Origin of the sequence: Bacteroides sp. RTP21281st1_H5_RTP21281_210402, from assembly GCF_040918965.1 — a bacterium.
Lineage (GTDB): Bacteria > Bacteroidota > Bacteroidia > Bacteroidales > Bacteroidaceae > Bacteroides > Bacteroides congonensis.
Map to the genome: position 1 here is coordinate 65469 of NZ_JBCOWR010000002.1, position 17926 is coordinate 83394.

14 protein-coding genes are annotated in these 17926 nt (G+C 38.5%); 9 read left to right on the forward strand and 5 right to left on the reverse strand.

Features of this window, described 5'->3' with window-relative positions; translation table 11 throughout:
• Nucleotides 1–227: 227 nt before the first annotated feature.
• From AB5443_RS03890 to AB5443_RS03905, 4 genes are all read right to left on the reverse strand, one after another.
• Nucleotides 228–434, reverse strand: a complete 207-nt coding sequence (locus AB5443_RS03890; RefSeq protein ID WP_277134929.1) for a hypothetical protein — start codon at nt 432–434, stop codon at nt 228–230.
• A 43-nt stretch (nt 435–477) separates the two neighbouring features.
• Nucleotides 478–960 (reverse strand): cold-shock protein, encoded by a 483-nt coding sequence (locus tag AB5443_RS03895; protein ID WP_022138518.1) that lies wholly within the window; start codon nt 958–960, stop codon nt 478–480.
• 54 nt (nt 961–1014) lie between these two features.
• Nucleotides 1015–2139 (reverse strand): DEAD/DEAH box helicase, encoded by a 1125-nt coding sequence (locus AB5443_RS03900; protein WP_277134930.1) that lies wholly within the window; start codon nt 2137–2139, stop codon nt 1015–1017.
• Between the two features lie 376 nt (nt 2140–2515).
• The gene (locus tag AB5443_RS03905) at nt 2516–2818 is read right to left on the reverse strand and encodes an RNA-binding protein (protein WP_277134931.1); all 303 of its coding nucleotides are present in this window, start codon (nt 2816–2818) and stop codon (nt 2516–2518) included.
• A 315-nt stretch (nt 2819–3133) separates the two neighbouring features.
• Between AB5443_RS03905 and ung the strand changes: the two genes are divergently transcribed.
• Together ung and AB5443_RS03915 are read left to right on the forward strand one after the other, a co-directional pair.
• Entirely contained in the window at nt 3134–3796 is a 663-nt protein-coding gene (ung, locus tag AB5443_RS03910; protein ID WP_277134932.1) for a uracil-DNA glycosylase, read from the forward strand.
• Between the two features lie 47 nt (nt 3797–3843).
• Nucleotides 3844–4617 carry a LuxR C-terminal-related transcriptional regulator gene (locus tag AB5443_RS03915; protein ID WP_277134933.1) on the forward strand — a complete coding sequence of 258 codons (774 nt, stop codon included), beginning with the start codon at nt 3844–3846 and terminating at the stop codon, nt 4615–4617.
• Nucleotides 4618–4654: 37 nt separating this feature from the next.
• Here the strand turns inward: AB5443_RS03915 and AB5443_RS03920 are convergent, their stop codons facing one another.
• Nucleotides 4655–5239, reverse strand: coding sequence for a phosphoglycerate mutase family protein (locus tag AB5443_RS03920; protein ID WP_118032414.1), 585 nt, complete (start codon nt 5237–5239; stop codon nt 4655–4657).
• Nucleotides 5240–5377: 138 nt separating this feature from the next.
• Between AB5443_RS03920 and AB5443_RS03925 the strand changes: the two genes are divergently transcribed.
• The 7 genes from AB5443_RS03925 (at nt 5378) to AB5443_RS03955 (ending at nt 17817) form a co-directional block, all read left to right on the forward strand.
• Entirely contained in the window at nt 5378–7456 is a 2079-nt protein-coding gene (locus tag AB5443_RS03925) for a UvrD-helicase domain-containing protein (RefSeq protein WP_368114314.1), read from the forward strand.
• Between the two features lie 79 nt (nt 7457–7535).
• Nucleotides 7536–8102 (forward strand): sigma-70 family RNA polymerase sigma factor, encoded by a 567-nt coding sequence (locus tag AB5443_RS03930; RefSeq protein WP_083589179.1) that lies wholly within the window; start codon nt 7536–7538, stop codon nt 8100–8102.
• 65 nt (nt 8103–8167) lie between these two features.
• Nucleotides 8168–9322 carry a FecR family protein gene (locus AB5443_RS03935; protein ID WP_277134935.1) on the forward strand — a complete coding sequence of 385 codons (1155 nt, stop codon included), beginning with the start codon at nt 8168–8170 and terminating at the stop codon, nt 9320–9322.
• Nucleotides 9323–9329: 7 nt separating this feature from the next.
• Nucleotides 9330–12866: a TonB-dependent receptor gene (locus AB5443_RS03940; RefSeq protein WP_195664195.1), complete on the forward strand. Its 3537-nt coding sequence runs from the start codon at nt 9330–9332 to the stop codon at nt 12864–12866.
• Nucleotides 12867–12879: 13 nt separating this feature from the next.
• Nucleotides 12880–14346, forward strand: coding sequence for a RagB/SusD family nutrient uptake outer membrane protein (locus AB5443_RS03945; RefSeq protein WP_277134936.1), 1467 nt, complete (start codon nt 12880–12882; stop codon nt 14344–14346).
• A 7-nt stretch (nt 14347–14353) separates the two neighbouring features.
• The gene (locus AB5443_RS03950) at nt 14354–15259 is read left to right on the forward strand and encodes a hypothetical protein (protein WP_277134938.1); all 906 of its coding nucleotides are present in this window, start codon (nt 14354–14356) and stop codon (nt 15257–15259) included.
• Nucleotides 15260–15276: 17 nt separating this feature from the next.
• The gene (locus AB5443_RS03955) at nt 15277–17817 is read left to right on the forward strand and encodes a zinc-dependent metalloprotease (RefSeq protein WP_195664192.1); all 2541 of its coding nucleotides are present in this window, start codon (nt 15277–15279) and stop codon (nt 17815–17817) included.
• The last annotated feature ends 109 nt before the right edge of the window (nt 17818–17926 follow it).

Sequence of the window (17926 nt, forward strand, 5' to 3'; positions counted from 1 at the left end):
GCTGCGTGAAACCACCACGCAGCGATGCGCAGAACGCTGAAGTCCAGCTGTGGAGTAATAGGAGGAGAATACTGTCAAGGCGATTCTGAAAAGTGATGATATAGAGCCACTTGGAGAAAGATTACGATTCCTGGTGGCACCACTTCAAGATTCAGTAAAAAAATCCCTTGAACTTTTAAAAGTTCAAGGGATTTTTTTACTGAATCTTTTTGCATCTACAAAGCACACTAAACTTTAGAACTATGTAGTTTTTTATAAATCTCTACACGAGCATCTATTTCTGCTTGAGTCAAATGTGCAGGAAGTTCAATAGTAGTCCGGGGAGTAATTACTACAAGCACTACATCCCCCACACCCTTTTTATACTCCTTAATTACATTTTCAGTAAACTGGCTGGATGAAACAACATCACGCATAATATTACCTTTTTTCATATCTCTTTTTTTAGTTTTATACACAAGCAGAATACAAATCTCCTTATTCAGGTTTAGCCAAAGCCAAATTTTCCGATTTAGATTTGTTTTCCAAACATATATTGACTGCATTCATCCCTTTTACTCCGCGCTCAAGGTCAAATGTAACGATATTATTTTCCGCAATATTACCAACAACATTGTTCACATGAAAAAAATACTTTTCAACTCCGGAAAGGTCTTTAATAAAGCCAAATCCTCTTGCCTCATTAAAGAATTCAACACGACCTCTCAAGATGACCGGTTCTTCTTCCTCTTTCTTCGGAGTCGCTATGATTATTTCATCCGGATTAATCTCTTCCTTTTTAACATCATCAGCGGGCGGAGTTGAGGTAATCATTCCATTCTCGTCCACATAAGCAATCATATCATCAAAACTACTAGCGCCTGATAATTTCCTGCTTTCTTTCTTCTTTAGTTTTTCTTCTCGCTTAGCAAGTCTTTTCTTCTCATTTTCACGTTTACCAACTGTCATGGATTTTGCCATAGAATTTATATTTAGTTTAATATTATAGTTTAAAGAGATTGTAATTTGCTGATTTTAAATAGTAAAATCAGCCTTATTTAGTTTCTTACCAGTCAATTTCTGAATATCATTGACGAGTTTTCGTTCTTCCTGCGAGCAGAACGTAAGCGCTGTTCCTTCATTTCCCGCCCTTCCGGTACGCCCGATACGGTGTACATAAGTTTCGGGAACGTCAGGAAGATCATAGTTGATAACTAACGGCAACTCATTAATATCGATTCCCCTAGAAGCAATATCGGTAGCTACCATCACCCTTGTTTTTCCCGATTTGAAATTCCCCAATGCAGACTGTCTTGCTGCCTGACTCTTGTTTCCATGGATAGCCTGACTTCCAATCCCCGCTTTACCCAATATCCTGACAATCTTATCAGCATTGTGCTTCGTACGCGAAAAGATTAACACGGACTGATTATCCGCTTTTTGCAGAATCGAAATCAACAGTTGACTCTTCTCTTTTTTCTCCACAAAATATATCACTTGTTTGATTGAATCCACGGTAGATGATTTCGGTGTTATATAAATCTTCACCGGATTCTTCAACAGAGACTTCGTTAAAGCAATAATGCTATCCGGCATCGTTGCTGAGAAAAACAAAGTTTGCTTTTCTTTCGGAAGTTTTGGCAATATCCGCTTAATATCATGGATAAATCCCATATCGAGCATACGGTCTGCTTCATCAAGCACAAAATATTGTATCTTATCCAGATGGATATATCCCTGATTCATCAAATCAAGCAAACGTCCCGGAGTCGCCACCAGAATATCAGTTCCTTTGTGCAACATATCAACCTGCGGACGCTGATTCACCCCGCCGAAGATAACGCCGTGACGGACACAGGTATATTTTGAATAATCGTCAATACATTCACTGATTTGCAAAGCAAGTTCACGGGTAGGCGTTAATATCAACGCTTTGATACCCTGACGTTTGCCAGTCTCTTTATTTTCCTGTAAATGCTGGATGATAGGAATTGCAAACGAAGCAGTTTTCCCTGTTCCCGTTTGCGCACAACCCAATATATCTCTTTTCACTAATGCGGCAGGAATTGCTTTTTCCTGAATAGGAGTCGGCACAGTATATCCTTTTTCTTCAATTGCCTTTAAAATCGGTTCGGTTATTTTTAAATCTTTAAATGTCATAAATGTAATTTGCTATACCTTGTTATTACGCCGGCACATCTGAAAACATTTCATGCAAATGTTCACAATAATACCGACACAATTATCAATATAGACTTTGTGATATAATTATTAAACTTATACTCTCGATTCCCGGGAGTATCTAATTGCAATAAAGCCTAATAATTCTTCTTTAGACATGAAAAGATCAGGATCTGGGGTATCCTAGTTGCACTACACAGAGGAGTGAGAATTAGCAGAACTTAATTGTTAGATGATTTTCATTTCCGGCTGCCAGATTAAGACAACCTCCGCAGACAAATCATAAAGGCGGATATATAAAGACTTTATAGAAAAGCAGAAGAAATATTTCCTCCGCTTTCCCTAAGTCCGGATATTAATATCTTCTGGAATTGCCGTAACCACCTCCACGGTTTCCACCGTATGCCGGTTTCTCTGCGCGAGGACGTGCAACGCTTACTGAAATAACCTTCTGGTCATATTCAACGCCGTTCAATTCGTCTATTGCCTTTTGTCCTTCTTCTTCGTTCGCCATTTCTACAAAAGCGAATCCTCTGGATTTACCAGTTTCTCTATCCATAATAACTTTAACTGAAGAAACTTCTCCAAACTCTGCAAATAAATTTGTTAAGTCCGCATCGTTTGTACGATAACTTAAACCTGCGATGTAAATGTTCATTTAAACTTTTATTAAAATAAATACTAAATTGGAGTGAGGAGGATAATTACAGAAAAGGCCTACTTACTAATATTATTATTAAAAGAAGAACTATACGATAATGATTCGTAACTCAAACTCTGGGAACAAAGGTAACGTAATAAATCAGAAAAATACGTTTATATTCATTCTTTTTCGGAAGAAAGACGATAATTATCATTTATTAGCACACAATTCATCCTAAATCGGCGAGATACACAATTTCGCCTCTCATTCTTGATATTCTCTTGTAATATATCTACTTTTGCCATTGCATAATTTATCAAGTCCCCCCTTATGAATGTCAGAATAGAACCAAGTTGGAAACAACAATTACAAGAAGAATTTGACAAACCATACTTCGAAAAGTTGGTTACATTCATCAAAGATGAATATAAACGGGCACACGTCCTCCCTCCTGGACATCAGATTTTTCATATATTCAATTCCTGTCCCTTCGAAAAAGTAAAAGTAGTTATCCTTGGACAGGACCCTTATCCCAATCCCGGACAATATTATGGAGTCTGTTTTTCTGTACCTGATGGAGTAGCTATCCCCGGTTCACTAAGCAACATCTTCAAAGAAATACACCAAGATTTGGGAAAGCCAATTCCAACTTCCGGTAATTTGGATCGTTGGGTAGCTCAAGGTGTATTCCCGCTAAACTCTGTTCTTACTGTACGTGCACACGAAACCGGTTCTCACCGAAATATGGGCTGGGAAATCTTCACAGACGCAGTTATCAGGAAACTAAGTGAAAAACGGGAGAATTTGATATTTATGCTTTGGGGAAGTTATGCGAAAGAGAAATTATCTTTGATAGATAGCAACAAACATCTGGTACTAACCACTGTTCATCCCTCTCCCCGCTCTGCCGAATATGGTTTCTTCGGTTGCAAGCACTTCAGCAAAGCCAATGCTTTCTTGCATAGTAAGGGAATAGAAGAAATTGACTGGTAAATAAATGATTTCTCAAAACAAACTATCAGTACCCAGAAACATTCGCCATGAATAAATCAAACGATATCACCCGAGAAGAAATGTGGGCCAAGCAATGCTTGTCTGCTACCGATATTGATTACGCCGTGTGGGAACGGGATAAATCCATACTTCACCAACTTTCAAAAATCTGTCACAACTGCACATTTGTTGTCGATGTTTACAAATGCAATTACACGTATGCATCCTCGAATTTCGTTGATTTACTGGGGTATGACAGTCACAAGATAGAAACTTTGGAAAAGCAGGGAGATTATTTAGAATCACGTATTCATCCGGACGACCGTGCGCAACTGGCAGCATTACAGGTCACGTTAAGCCAGTTCATTTACAGTCTGCCTCTCGAACAGCGAAACGACTATTCCAACATTTACAGTTTCCGTATACTCAATGCCAGGCAGCAATATATACGTGTCACTAGCCGACATCAAGTTTTGGAACAAGACCGTAACGGCAAAGCATGGCTCGTAATAGGCAATATGGATATTTCACCCGACCAAAAACATTCCGAAACAGTAGACTGCACTGTCCTAAATCTAAAGAACGGGGAATTCTTCTCTCCTTCCTCTTTACTTATGCCTTCTTCGCTCAACCTCACTAATCGGGAAATAGAGATATTACGGCTTATTCAAAAAGGGTTGTTAAGTAAAGAGATTGCAGACAAACTATGTATCAGTATTCACACTGTCAATATTCACCGGCAGAACCTGTTACGCAAATTAGGTGTGCAAAATTCCATCGAAGCCATTCGCTTGGGACAGGAAACCGGACTACTAAGTTAATTAACCCATACACCTTTTCCTGAAGCTACCAGTCTGTCTAAGGCATCCATTCCACCACACCCACCACCGGGTGCAATCTTCTCCATTCCTCAAATTCCGGATAACTACGTACACCATCCTGAATCACAGCTTGATAATACTCCACTCCCATAATCTTTTCCGTATCAGGCGTTTCGTATTTCAATTTCAGGATAGCCAGTCTCATTTCATCTGTCAATACCGCAGAAATACGTTCGGCCACCCTTTCAAAGTAGCCATCATACCGAGAGCCTTCTTGGATATGAATCATATCCATTTGCCAAAGTTCTCCCTCCATATCCTGATACCATGCATGCCACTCTATACACGCTTCTTCCGTATGTAATAAATTCGTATATTCAATCTTCTTTACGGACGTATTTTCCGCCAATTCAGCCATCGCCCGAAAGCTGGCAGACAAATCCAAAGGAGAAGTATAAATATGAAAATCAATATCCCGATGTTTCATCAATAATCCTGTACGCAACGAACCTACCAGATTCACTTTGGCACCAATCCCCTCCCATATCCGAACAATACGGGTATCCTCTATAATCTCCCAAGCTTTCTGCTGGTTACGTTTTGCCAATTCAAGAATATTCATCTTTTTCCTTATTAAGTAAGTATGCAAAAATAGGAAAAAGGATACATATATAGCTATAAATAACTATTTAATCCCTTAATGGGTTGAGCTAACTTTGTCCGCAAATTCAATTCTTCACCATACAACTAAAAAGAGATTATGATATTCAATCAAACAGAGAAACAGGAAAAAGAGTATTTACAGCAAGTCATAACCACTATCCATGATACGATTAACACTACCAGTACTTCCGTCAAAGAGCATATAGACACCCTGCAGGAGTACAAGGATTATCTATGGTCGAACAAGGATATCGATCCGCACGAAATCCGTTCCATGCGCGAAAGCATATTAAATCATTTTGCATTAGGTGAAAATGTCATTGACAAACGCAGGCGACTAAGTAAAATACTGGATATCCCCTATTTCGGACGAATCGACTTTCAGGAAAAGAAAGACAAAAGCCAAGTTAGTCCGATCTATATAGGAATACATACTTTCTATGACCTCAATCAAAAAAAGAATCTGATTTACGATTGGCGAGCTCCTATTTCAAGCATGTTCTACGATCATGAATTAGGCGAGGCGTTCTACTCCTCCCCGGCAGGCAAAATTAACGGGACGATCTCACTCAAACGCCAATATCGTATTCGCAAAGGAAAAATGGAGTACATGATTGAAAGTTCCGCAACTGTTCATGACGATATTCTGCAAAAAGAACTATGTTCCAATGCCGACAATAAAATGAAAAATATCGTCACGACAATTCAGAGGGAACAGAATCAGATCATCCGTAATGAAAACGCTTCTGTACTTATTATACAAGGTGTTGCCGGTTCAGGAAAAACCTCTATCGCTCTCCATCGTATTGCCTACCTGCTTTATGCACAGAAAGGACAGATTTCTTCCAAAGACATATTAATCATCTCCCCCAATAAAGTATTTGCCGATTACATTTCTAATGTACTTCCGGAACTTGGCGAAGAAACCGTTCCCGAAACCAGCATGGAGCAAATTCTGACGGATGTAATTGACAACAAATATAAACACCAGAATTTCTTCGAACAGGTGACGGAACTATTAGAAAACCCGACACCCGACTTTATCGAACGGATTCAATACAAAGCCTCCTTCGAGTTTATATCACTACTTGACAAATTCATCCTTTACATGGAAAACAGCTATTTCAAAGCAACAGACGTAAAACTCACCAAATACATCACCATTCCTGCCGAATTTATTAACGAACAGTTCAAACGATTCCACCGCTATCCCATACGTCAACGATTTGAGACTATGACAGATTACATTCTGGAAATGATGCAACTACAATATAATCTCACAGTTAGCACTCCGGAGAAAAACCAACTAAAAAAAGAGATAAAAAAGATGTTCGCGGGAAATAACGATCTCCAAATCTATAAAGACTTTTTTGAGTGGATCGGAAAACCGGAGATGTTCAAGACACGCAAAAACCGCATACTGGAATATGCAGATTTAGCCCCTTTGGCTTATCTGCATATCGCATTAAATGGGAACAACGCCCAATCTTACGTCAAACACCTTCTGATAGACGAAATGCAAGACTATTCTCCCATACAATACAAAGTGATTCAAAAACTTTATCCGTGTCGAAAAACAATTCTTGGAGACACTTCCCAATCCGTCAATCCTTATGGTTCTTCCACTGCCGATATGATTCAGAAAGCATTTGCAACAGGAGAAATAATGAAACTTTGCAAAAGCTATCGTTCTACTTTTGAGATCACCAGTTTTGCACAAAAAATTCAACCGAACAATGAATTAGAACCGATTATGAGACATGGGGAACACCCCAAGATTCTTCCATTCCAAAATACAGAAGAAGAGATCCAAGGTATTGCGGATTTAGTAAACTCCTTCAGGAACTCCCATTATACCTCATTAGGGATCATCTGCAAAACAGAATCCCAAGCAAAAGAACTTGTTCAAAAACTCCAGATATATGCAAACGACATCTCACTTTTGTCCAATCAAAGTTCTGCTTATGTGAAAGGGATTATCATCACTTCCGCCCATATGGCGAAAGGACTGGAATTTGACGAAGTAATCATTCCGCAAACAGATGATAAGAACTATCATTCCAATATTGATAAAAGTATGCTTTATGTGGCAGCCACAAGGGCTATGCACAAGCTAACTTTGACTTATTCTGTTTCTTCACCCGGTTGTCGATTTCTGATATGCCTAAGAAATTAACAAAAAAAAGAATTCTTTTTGTATTTTAAGACAGATATCATATATTTGAGCCAAAAAATCAAAAACCGATATCTAAATAATGGAAATTAAGTCATCTGTAAAACAAAAAGATCAATGGATTAATCTATCCGATATAAATGTGTTTCAACAGCAGTATAAACAGAATTTTCGTTCATTAAAATATTTCGGTATGCAATATCTTCCCAACGAAGAAGTAGTCTCGGATCTGATTCAAGACATCTGGCTCAAAATATGGGAAAGAAGAGAGAATCACATAAGTGAAGCTGCCTTCAAACACTATCTATTTCAATCACTTTATCGCTCTATACTTAACTATATAAAGCATGACAAAATAGTTAAAGAATACTCAGAAACCACCCTCAATAATGGGGAAGTAATAGAACAGGAAATAACATATAAGATTATTGAATCAGAAATTTATCAAGCAGTAAATCAGGTTTTCGAAGAACTTCCGGCTTCATGCCGTCGTGTATATGCCGCTAGTTTAAATGGAAAATCACAAAAAGAGATTGCTGAAGAATTCTATATTTCTATTAATACTGTTAAAAAACACATCAACAATGCTAACCACTACATGAAAAAACGTTTGAAAGACTTTTTATTATTTTTCCTATCTTTCCGATAGAAAAATACATTTTCTTATTACACCAAACTCATATTCGATTGTCTAGTATAAAAAGATAACCGAATATGAATACCAACATAGATTTAAATGAAGCCAAAAGACTGCTTTTAAAAAAGCTCTCCAATAATTTAAGTGAGACAGAAGAACAGTTACTGAACCAATGGATAAATACGTCTCCACTAAATAAAGCTTTAGCCCAAAAAATTCATTCCAGACACTTCCTGTCACATGCTATTCTAGATGAAAACGAGTTGTCTTATCGCAATTCATGGCAAAAATTACGTCATAATATAAAATACACACAGCACTTTTTAACCCGAGGCCCACAACACAAATGGCTGGCAGCAGCTATATCAATCGGCTTAATATTTGCAGGAAGCTATTTGTTCCGGAATTTCCAGACAAAAGAAATCACCATTACCGCCGGCACTTCTAAAGCGGTTCTCTATACTCCCTCTTCCAAAGAAGAATACACATTACCCCAAACAGAAAATCAAGTTTTAAACTATAGTCAATTTATAAATAAGATAAACCGACAAAGATCAATCGCCTTATCTCCAGATCTATACCACACCATTACAGTACCTCGTGGTGGAGAATATCTACTTTTATTAGAGGATAGCACCTTAATACATTTAGGTCCGGAATCATCTCTTACTATCCCCGCTAATTTCTCACGAACAAACAGAACTGTCAATTTATCAGGAGAAGCTTATGCGACAGTTTATAAAGATTCCCTGCATCCTTTTACTATCCAGACGGGAAAAGTAGATATACATGTATTAGGTACCAAGTTGAACATAGAAGCCTATGATGACGAGAAACATGTCAAAGTAACATTAGAAGAAGGTAAGGCAGAACTTCATTCAGCCAAAGAAATCCAAATGCTACCTGTAGGCTATACAGCATCAATCGGAGAAGACAAGCATATCGTTCTGTCCAAAGCCAACATTTACGAATGTACCGCCTGGCATTATAACCGTCTTAGTTTTGACAATCAAACATTAGAGAACATTATGAAAAAACTGGAACGCTGGTACAATATTGAGGTTGCCTACAGTAGTGACAACATCCGCAACTTTCACATCACGATGGACATCAATAAATATGAAAGCTTTAATAAACTGGCTCAAGCTATAGAAAAAATGAATGAGTTAAAAATACAAATCAAGAAAAACAAAGTAGTATTAATATCCGAAAGGAATCTAAATCAAGAATGAGAGACTTATGAAGAAAAAAAGAAGAACAACAGATGTCAAGTGGTTATGCCTGCTTGCATTATTGTGGCTCTGCTATTTGCCATTAATAGCACAAACCCACAAATCAGTCACTATCCAATTAAAAAATGCTTCTATTCGAGAAGTATTTGCGGAGATCAAAAGACAGACAGATGTCGGTTTTATGTACAGTAACAGCGCTATTAGCGCTCTACCTCGCAAAGACTATAATTTTGTAAATGCTCCGATCAGCAAAATTTTATCCCACAGTCTAGCCGGAAGTAATCTAACTTTTGAAATAGAAAGTGACCAACACATCATCATCAAACGTAAAAAAGTAGAAAAAGATATTACAGGAAAAGTTGTTGACTCCAACGGAGATCCCTTAGCGGGAGTTTCTGTCTATGAGAGAGGGACAAAAAACGGAACAACAACCGATACGGAAGGAAATTTCCAATTAGCTTCCAATGGAAAAAACAACCTGAAACTTATCGTTTCATTTATAGGAATGAGGCAACAGGAAGTTACATGGAAAGGCAATAGCCTGAATATTTTGTTAGAAGATGATTCTCAAAACATTGGTGAAGTAGTCATAACAGGATACCAAGAAATAGACCGACGTAAACTAGCCAGTTCTATCCTTTCCATTAAAGGTTCCGAACTAATCGGTGGTGAACACATGTCTGTCGACAAAATGCTACAAGGGCGTTTACCCGGCGTTGCCGTTATGAATATGTCTTCCACACCAGGTGCAGCTCCCAAAATACGAATCCGAGGTTCTTCATCTATTACAGGCAACAGAGAACCCGTATGGGTAGTAGACGGCATTATTCTGGAAGAACCTGTCAATATTTCAACTGAAGAATTAAACAGTCCTGACAAAATCAATCTGATAGGTAATGCTATCGGTTCATTAAATCCGGAAGACATCGAACGTGTAGATATTCTAAAAGACGCAAGTGCCACAGCTATTTACGGAGTAAAAGCCGCCAATGGAGTTATCGTTGTGACCACCAAACGAGGTAAAAACCAGAAACCTTCTATCTCGTATACAGCTACATTGGGAATAACAGCCCCTCCTACATACGATAAAATGTTCAGGATGAATTCTGCCGACAGAATTGATATGTCCATTGAAATGCAAGAACGAGGTCTCTCGTTCGGAAGCTATAAACCTTCAGATATAGGATACGAAGGTGCTTTGCAACATTTATGGAATAAGGATATCAACTATAATGAATTTTTAAGCCAAGTTAAAACCCTAAAACAGCTAAACACCAACTGGTACGATTTATTATTTCGCACAGCGTTTACTCATCAGCATTCGGTTTCAATCACCGGAGGAAACGAACGCAGTGACTATTATATGTCTGTAGGATATGCCGACAATCAAAGCGTAACCATTCACGAAGGTTTAGAACGTTATAATGTATTGGCAAGAATAAACACTAAAATCAATCGTAATCTCCAATTAGGATTAAAAGTAAGCGGTGCGCTCTCTAAAGCGAAACACCCGCATTCATCTATTGACCCGTATGAATATGCTTATAACACTTCCCGGGCCATTCCGATGCAGACACCTTCCGGCGACCTCCACTTCTATGCACATGAAGCCGGTTATAACGGAACCTTAATGTATAATATCAAAAACGAACTGAATCATAGTGGAAACAGTATTGACAATTCGTCAATAGACGTAACGGCAAATCTAGACTGGAAAGTAGCTTCATGGATGCGATTTTCTTCTATATTGGGATTAAACAGAAGCAACGTATCACAAGAGACATGGGCAGATGAACAATCCTACTATATATCTTCCATGAGACAATCTCCATACGGCGTAGCACTCCCGAATCCCACAGAGAACAGTAACTTTGCAGAACGATACTGTTTACTACCGTATGGCGGTGAACTTATGACTACCAACACCCGCCACACCTCATACACATGGAGAAATAATTTATCATTAATCCATAGTTTCGGAAAACATGAGGTATCCGGAAGTCTCGGACAAGAAGTCCGTTCCTCCAAATACGACGGCTTACAATCCACCCAATACGGATATTTGCCCGAAAGAGGGAAACGATTTGTAGATATTGATCCTACTTTATGGAAAAGATACGGCACATTACTAAAAAATCATCCGGATGTTGTCACCGACACAAAAAGCAATGTTCTTTCCTTCTATGCTACAGCAGCTTATGTCTATGACAGTCGTTATATCTTTAATTTTAATATACGGACAGACGGTTCAAACAAATTCGGCCAAGACAAAAGCGTACGTTTCCTGCCGATATGGTCAGTATCAGGCCGTTGGAACATCATCAACGAAAAATTCATGAGAAACGCCGATTTCCTGAATGACCTGGCCATACGTGCATCTTATGGTATACAAGGTAACGTTCATCCCGACCAAACTCCTAATTTGATAGCCAGTCTGGGTACACTGGAAACGTTATCTCAGGAATATGTATCCACACTCCATAAACTGCCCAATAATAAACTGACTTGGGAAAAGACCCGCTCCTATAACATCGCACTCGACTGGGCATTTTGGAATAACAGGATTTATGGTTCACTGGACGTATACTATAAGAAAGGAGTCGATCAAGTTATTACAAAAAATGTAGCACCTTCAACCGGTGCAACTAATGTTTCCATAAACGACGGAGATGTAGAAAATAAAGGTTGGGATCTGGCAGTATCCATTGTTCCCGTCCAAACCAAAGACTGGACATGGAGCCTGTCTTTCAATACCGGAAAGAATTACAATAAAGTCCTGAATGCCGGAAACTCAGCTATTACATGGGAAGATTATGTTGCCGGGACACTAGTCAGCAACGGTCATGCTATCAATAGTTTCTATTCCTATAAGTTTGACAAGCTTGATGCTAATGGTTATCCCACATTTAAGGATATAAATGAAAAAGACGAAGACGGTAATGCTACTGTTCATTCACAGCAAGAAATGTACGATCGTGCGTTCACTCTTTCAGGCAAACGCGAACCCGATTTAAATGGTGGATTCTCGACCTACCTTAAATATAAGAATATAACATTCAATGCATTATTCTCTTTTAGTTTCGGTAGCAAAATCCGTTTGAACGATCTCTATTCTGCTTCAGGACAGAATCTTCCCTATCCGGATCAGAATATGTCCAGTGAATTTGTAAATCGCTGGAGAAATCCGGGCGATGAGAATATTACCAACATTCCCGTTTTATCAGACCAGAGTCTGAGTATCAGAGACAAAGATATAACCTATCGGATAGCAGACAACGGTTGGGATATGTATAACAAAAGCGATCTAAGAGTTGTTTCCGGTAACTTCCTGAGATGTCGTTCGATGTCTATACGCTATGACCTGAAACCCGAATGGTTAAAACCAATCTATCTGAAAGGGGCAAGCATCAGCTTTGATGCAGGTAATGTATTCGTATTAAAAGACAAAGCATTGAAAGGACGTGATCCCGAACAGATAGGATTGGGGTCACGTAGTATTCCTCCCCAGCGTTCTTATTCTCTTCGGTTTAATATAATTCTCTAAATAAAGTAATATAATGAAGAAAGTAATATACATTTCATTTTTTCTTATGTGTGCAGCTTTGTCTTCATGCAGTAATTTTTTGGAAGAAAGCTCACAAGATCTGATGATTCCTAAATCTGTAAAGGATTATAAAGAGTTATTTTTTGGTGAAGTTATGAAAAACGGCGAAATACTTCACCCCTATCTGGAATATATGACAGACGATGTAGCAGATCAATGTTATTACGGCAGTTCCCCCATGTTAATATCCAACGATTGGCGAGAATCCGTATGGTCTTACTACACCTGGCAACAAAATCCTGAAGTCGGAATATCCAACGAATTCACCGCAGATGCAGCCTGGACTTCTTATTTTCACAAGATATTGATGACCAATATCATTCTGGACGGAATTTACGATATGACCGGAACTGAAGAAGAACGCATTGATTTAGCCGGAGAAGCTTACTTCATGCGTGCATTTTCATATTTCATGCTGGCCAACCTTTACGGTCGCCCTTATGACCCTGCCACTGCCGACAAAGATTTATGTGTACCTATTAATGATGAAATCAGTCTGTCGGATAAAATGATGAAACGGGCCACGAATGCGGCAGTGTACTCGAAAATAGAAAGCGATATAATCCGCGCCATTCAATGTTTCAAGAGTACGGATAGCAAGAAAGGCATTTTCCGACCTAATCTAGCCGGTGCTTATTTGTTAGCCTCCCGCATTTCCCTCTTCCGTAAAGACTATCCCCAAACCATATTGTATAGTGATTCTGTGATCAAAAATGCTCCCCAAGGGCTCAACAAACTTCCGGAAGAAAAGAGCAATAATAGTGTTTTCCTATCCTACTCCAATAAAGAAATCTTGTTCTCCTATGGGACTACAACCCTTGAATCATACATGCAAAAAGATTTCACTTATAAAGGAAATCTAGTAGTAGCCACCGACTTGATAGCACAATATGATGAGGCAGATCTACGTCTCTCACATTACTTCCATCACACCAAAGGAAGTCAAAGGAGACCAGTTAAAAAGGATATTGAATTCTATATTCCGGCCAAATGGAGCAGAACCTCTTCCACCGTATATTCAAATGCTTTCCGATTGGCAGAAGCTTATTTGAATCGGGCAGAAGCTTACGCGGAACTAGGAAATACGGAAAAAGCATTGGCAGATATCAACACCCTTCGTGACCATCGGATGAAAACAGGAACTCCCCATCTAACGGTTGACAATGACGGAATCGTAGCCACTGTCCGTAAAGAGCGACGCCGTGAACTAGCATTCGAAGGATTCCGCTGGTTTGACTTACGCAGATACGGATGCCCGCCTTTAGAACATACATATTCATCCACGGAAACAGAAGGAGCAGGTGACAAGTTCAAGCTAGAGGACAAAGAGTTATACATACTACCTATTCCTAAAAGCGAAAGAGACAGAAATACAATGATTGAAATTTTTAATCGTCCGACCAATGATCCTATTAAATAAAATTATTATGAAAAAAATTATATTATTAATGAGCTTGATAGCAGGAATCAGTTCCTGCTATCACGAAGATGCATTAAATGTACCCGATCAAGCTGATAAATATGGAGTTTTGGAAGATGCTTCCACAGACCCTACCCGTCACTTCATATATCAATTCTACCAACAATATGAAACCGTAATAATAACCAATCCGACAGAAGCTGATTATAAATTCAATTTCACTTCGGACAATGGTATAAAAATCACCTCTCCCGAACAAAGCGAGGAAGTCATAAACGCAGGAATCGACTTTCTAAAAAAATCATTATTGAATTTGTATCCGGATAATTTCTTGAAAAAGAACTTACCTTTCTCAATTATCTTGGCAGAACAGGTTCAAATGGATGCATGGGGAGAAACTACTATATTAAACAGTTATGCAAGCGGCAACTTTATTGCTGTAAGCAATATAACTTCCGCTTTAAAGACAATGTCGCAAAAAGACTTTATTAAAATCAGAGCAGACATTAATGCCAGCTTCTGGGCTAAATACATGTCAGAAGTAAGAGGTGTATTTACTATTCCTGATACATTTTATGAAGAAAGCGAAGCTATTGAACCAGATATCTATAGCGGTTATTTCTATCTAGGCTATCAGTCACCTGCTGAAACAGATTTTTATCATTATGGGCTGATCAGTTATAATACCGATTCTTCTTATGTTGATGAAGAAGATCCCGATTTTCCCTTCTATTCACTCTATGCACCAACCAAAGAAATGGACTTATTGCAATGGATGAACTTCGTTTTTGAGAAAACCCAGGAAGAACTTCAGGAAATATTCAACGATTACCCCATTATGAAGAAGAAATACGACATCATCAAAGAAGCCATGTTGGCCAATGGCTTTGATTTATCACAGTTAGAACTATAATTTTAAAACAATATTATATGAATAAAATTTTTAATGTATTATTTACGGGTATGTTAGCCTTAGGGATTATGACGGCTAATGCAGAGTCCCAAATCTTTAAAAAGAAGAAAAAGAAAAACAACATTTCGACCGAGCAAACCGACTCTGTCAAAAAAGACAGTGCAGCAAATTACAAGAAGTTATTGAAAGGAGCCAAAACTACTGAGGGAATGTTCAAAATACATCAAGTAAAAGACAAATACTATTTTGAAATTCCTAAAAAGCTGATGACACGAGATTTTATGATTTCATCCAGAGTCTCGAGTACAAGCAATAACAAAGACGTAGCTGCCGGACAAATGCCCCGCAATCCGGTAGTAGTAACGTTCTCTGCAGATAATAAGAAAGTATACATGCATAGAAAAATGTTACGCAATTTATGTGATACAACTTCCAACATGTATAAAGCCTTTCAACGTAACTATTCCGATCCTATATGGGAAGCATATAAAATTGAGAGCATTTCGCCGGACTCATCAGCCTATGTCATTGACATGACGCCTCTTTTCATCACGGATGTTCCTGAATTCAGTCCGTTCCGTTCCGGAAATATAATGGATGTACTAATGAAAAGAAAACCTTTGTCCGGTAGCTTGTCCTCTGCCAAATCCGCTATATTAGGGATAAAATGTTTTCCTCTGAACATTAATATCAAATCATTAATGAGTTATACCGTCAATGGCGGTCCGTTCACAGTGACAATGACACGCAATATCATTCTTCTGCCGGAAAAGACAATGCGTCCAAGATATAGTGATTCACGTATCGGATATTTCGACGAGAACAAATATCTATTTACCGAAAAGCAGGACGGTTTACAAGAATTGTCATATATCAATCGTTGGGACTTACAGCCGAAACCGGAAGATGTAGAACGCCATAAACAAGGTCAGTTGGTTGAACCGCAAAAACCAATCATTTATTACGTAGACACAGCTATTCCCGATAAATGGAGAGAATATATAAAAAAAGGAATAGAAGACTGGCAGATAGCTTTTGAAGAAATAGGATTCAAGAACGCCATTATAGCGAAAGATTACCCTAAAGATGATCCCAACTTCGACCCGGACGATATCCGTTACAGTTGTTACCGTATGATTACCACACCCGAAGAAAACTCAATGGGTCCCTCATGCGTAGACCCTCGTTCCGGAGAAATCATACAAGGAGACGTACTCTTCTATTCGAATGTTGTAAAGTTGCTGCATAACTGGCGTTTTGTACAAACAGCAGCGGTTGATCCCAACGTTCGAAAAGCTGTATTTGATGACGAAACAATGGGAAGCTCCCTACGTTATGTGGCAGCACATGAAATCGGACACACTTTGGGACTAATGCACAACTTTGGAGCCTCACATTCATATCCTGTAGATTCGTTACGTTCCGCCACTTTCACCCAAAAATACGGCACTACTCCTTCCATTATGGATTATACCCGTTTCAATTATGTTGCCCAACCCGGAGATAAAGGGGTTTCTTTAATGCCTCCTCACTTGGGAGTATATGACAAATATGCAATAAAATGGGGATATAAACCTATATATGAAGCAACTTCTCCAGAAGAAGAAAAGGAAGTTCTGTATACATGGATCAAGGAGAAAGAGAATGATCCGATGTATAAATACGGTCCACAGCCTTTCATCAATGAATTAGACCCTTCATGTAAGGCCGAAGATCTTGGTGACGACGCAGTAAAGGCGGGCAAATATGGCCTTAAGAATCTGAAAGTCATCATGAAAAACTTACCGGAATGGACAAAAGATGATGACTTCCAATATACCCGAATGTCAGAAGCCTATAAAGAAGTAATTATGCAAATGCAACGTTATTTGCTACATGCTATGGTATCAATAGGAGGTATCTATTTGGATGAGCCAAGACGTGACAATACTAAAGAAATAATAAAATTTGTTCCGAAGAAAGAACAGAAGGAAGCCTTAAACTTCGTCTTAGAAACAATGATGGAGCTTCCGGAATGGATATTTGACAAGAAGATCATTGATTGTATAGGTCCCACCTATTCTCCCAGTACCTTGCAATCAATTATTGTCAGCCGTCTATTTTTCAACTCAATCTCCTCCAGTCTTGCCTTATTTGAAGAATTACATCCACAACAAGCTTACCGTTATAGCGATTTTATGGATGATTTCTATAACTTTGTTTGGAAAAAGACCAAGAATGGAGCTAAATTAAATATGTATGACTGTAACCTGCAAGTTGCCTATGTAGAAAAGCTGTTGGATGCCGGAGGATTATCTAATAAAAAGGCCTCCATGTTCTCATTCAAGAATCTAAATGAAGTGGAAGAACAACTGTTAACGGACAATATAGAATGGCAAAAGGCCGGTTTTGAATTGAATACTTTGGGAACGATTGAGATGTTAAAAAATCCGGTAATTCACCAGAAACTTATAGACACTTACAATCTAATAAAAAGTAAAACAGGAAGCGGAGATGCATTTACCCGAGCTCATTATCGCAGTCTGGAATTTAAAATCAAGCGAGCTTTAGAAAAATAAAAAACACTTTTTCTAGTTATAAGATAGCCTCAATTAGTGCCCCTTGTTTATTGTACAATTCATTAAATTAATGAAAATAAACAAGGGGCTATTTTGATTCATATAACAA

Excerpts from the sequence above, each read along its gene's own strand:
- AB5443_RS03890 (WP_277134929.1), bottom strand. The coding sequence starts at position 434 with ATGAAAAAAGGTAATATTATGCGTGATGTTGTTTCATCCAGCCAGTTT.
- AB5443_RS03895 (WP_022138518.1), bottom strand. The coding sequence starts at position 960 with ATGGCAAAATCCATGACAGTTGGTAAACGTGAAAATGAGAAGAAAAGA.
- AB5443_RS03900 (WP_277134930.1), bottom strand. The coding sequence starts at position 2,139 with ATGACATTTAAAGATTTAAAAATAACCGAACCGATTTTAAAGGCAATT.
- AB5443_RS03905 (WP_277134931.1), bottom strand. The coding sequence starts at position 2,818 with ATGAACATTTACATCGCAGGTTTAAGTTATCGTACAAACGATGCGGAC.
- ung (WP_277134932.1), top strand. The coding sequence starts at position 3,134 with ATGAATGTCAGAATAGAACCAAGTTGGAAACAACAATTACAAGAAGAA.
- AB5443_RS03915 (WP_277134933.1), top strand. The coding sequence starts at position 3,844 with ATGAATAAATCAAACGATATCACCCGAGAAGAAATGTGGGCCAAGCAA.
- AB5443_RS03920 (WP_118032414.1), bottom strand. The coding sequence starts at position 5,239 with ATGAATATTCTTGAATTGGCAAAACGTAACCAGCAGAAAGCTTGGGAG.
- AB5443_RS03925 (WP_368114314.1), top strand. The coding sequence starts at position 5,378 with ATGATATTCAATCAAACAGAGAAACAGGAAAAAGAGTATTTACAGCAA.
- AB5443_RS03930 (WP_083589179.1), top strand. The coding sequence starts at position 7,536 with ATGGAAATTAAGTCATCTGTAAAACAAAAAGATCAATGGATTAATCTA.
- AB5443_RS03935 (WP_277134935.1), top strand. The coding sequence starts at position 8,168 with ATGAATACCAACATAGATTTAAATGAAGCCAAAAGACTGCTTTTAAAA.
- AB5443_RS03940 (WP_195664195.1), top strand. The coding sequence starts at position 9,330 with ATGAAGAAAAAAAGAAGAACAACAGATGTCAAGTGGTTATGCCTGCTT.
- AB5443_RS03945 (WP_277134936.1), top strand. The coding sequence starts at position 12,880 with ATGAAGAAAGTAATATACATTTCATTTTTTCTTATGTGTGCAGCTTTG.
- AB5443_RS03950 (WP_277134938.1), top strand. The coding sequence starts at position 14,354 with ATGAAAAAAATTATATTATTAATGAGCTTGATAGCAGGAATCAGTTCC.
- AB5443_RS03955 (WP_195664192.1), top strand. The coding sequence starts at position 15,277 with ATGAATAAAATTTTTAATGTATTATTTACGGGTATGTTAGCCTTAGGG.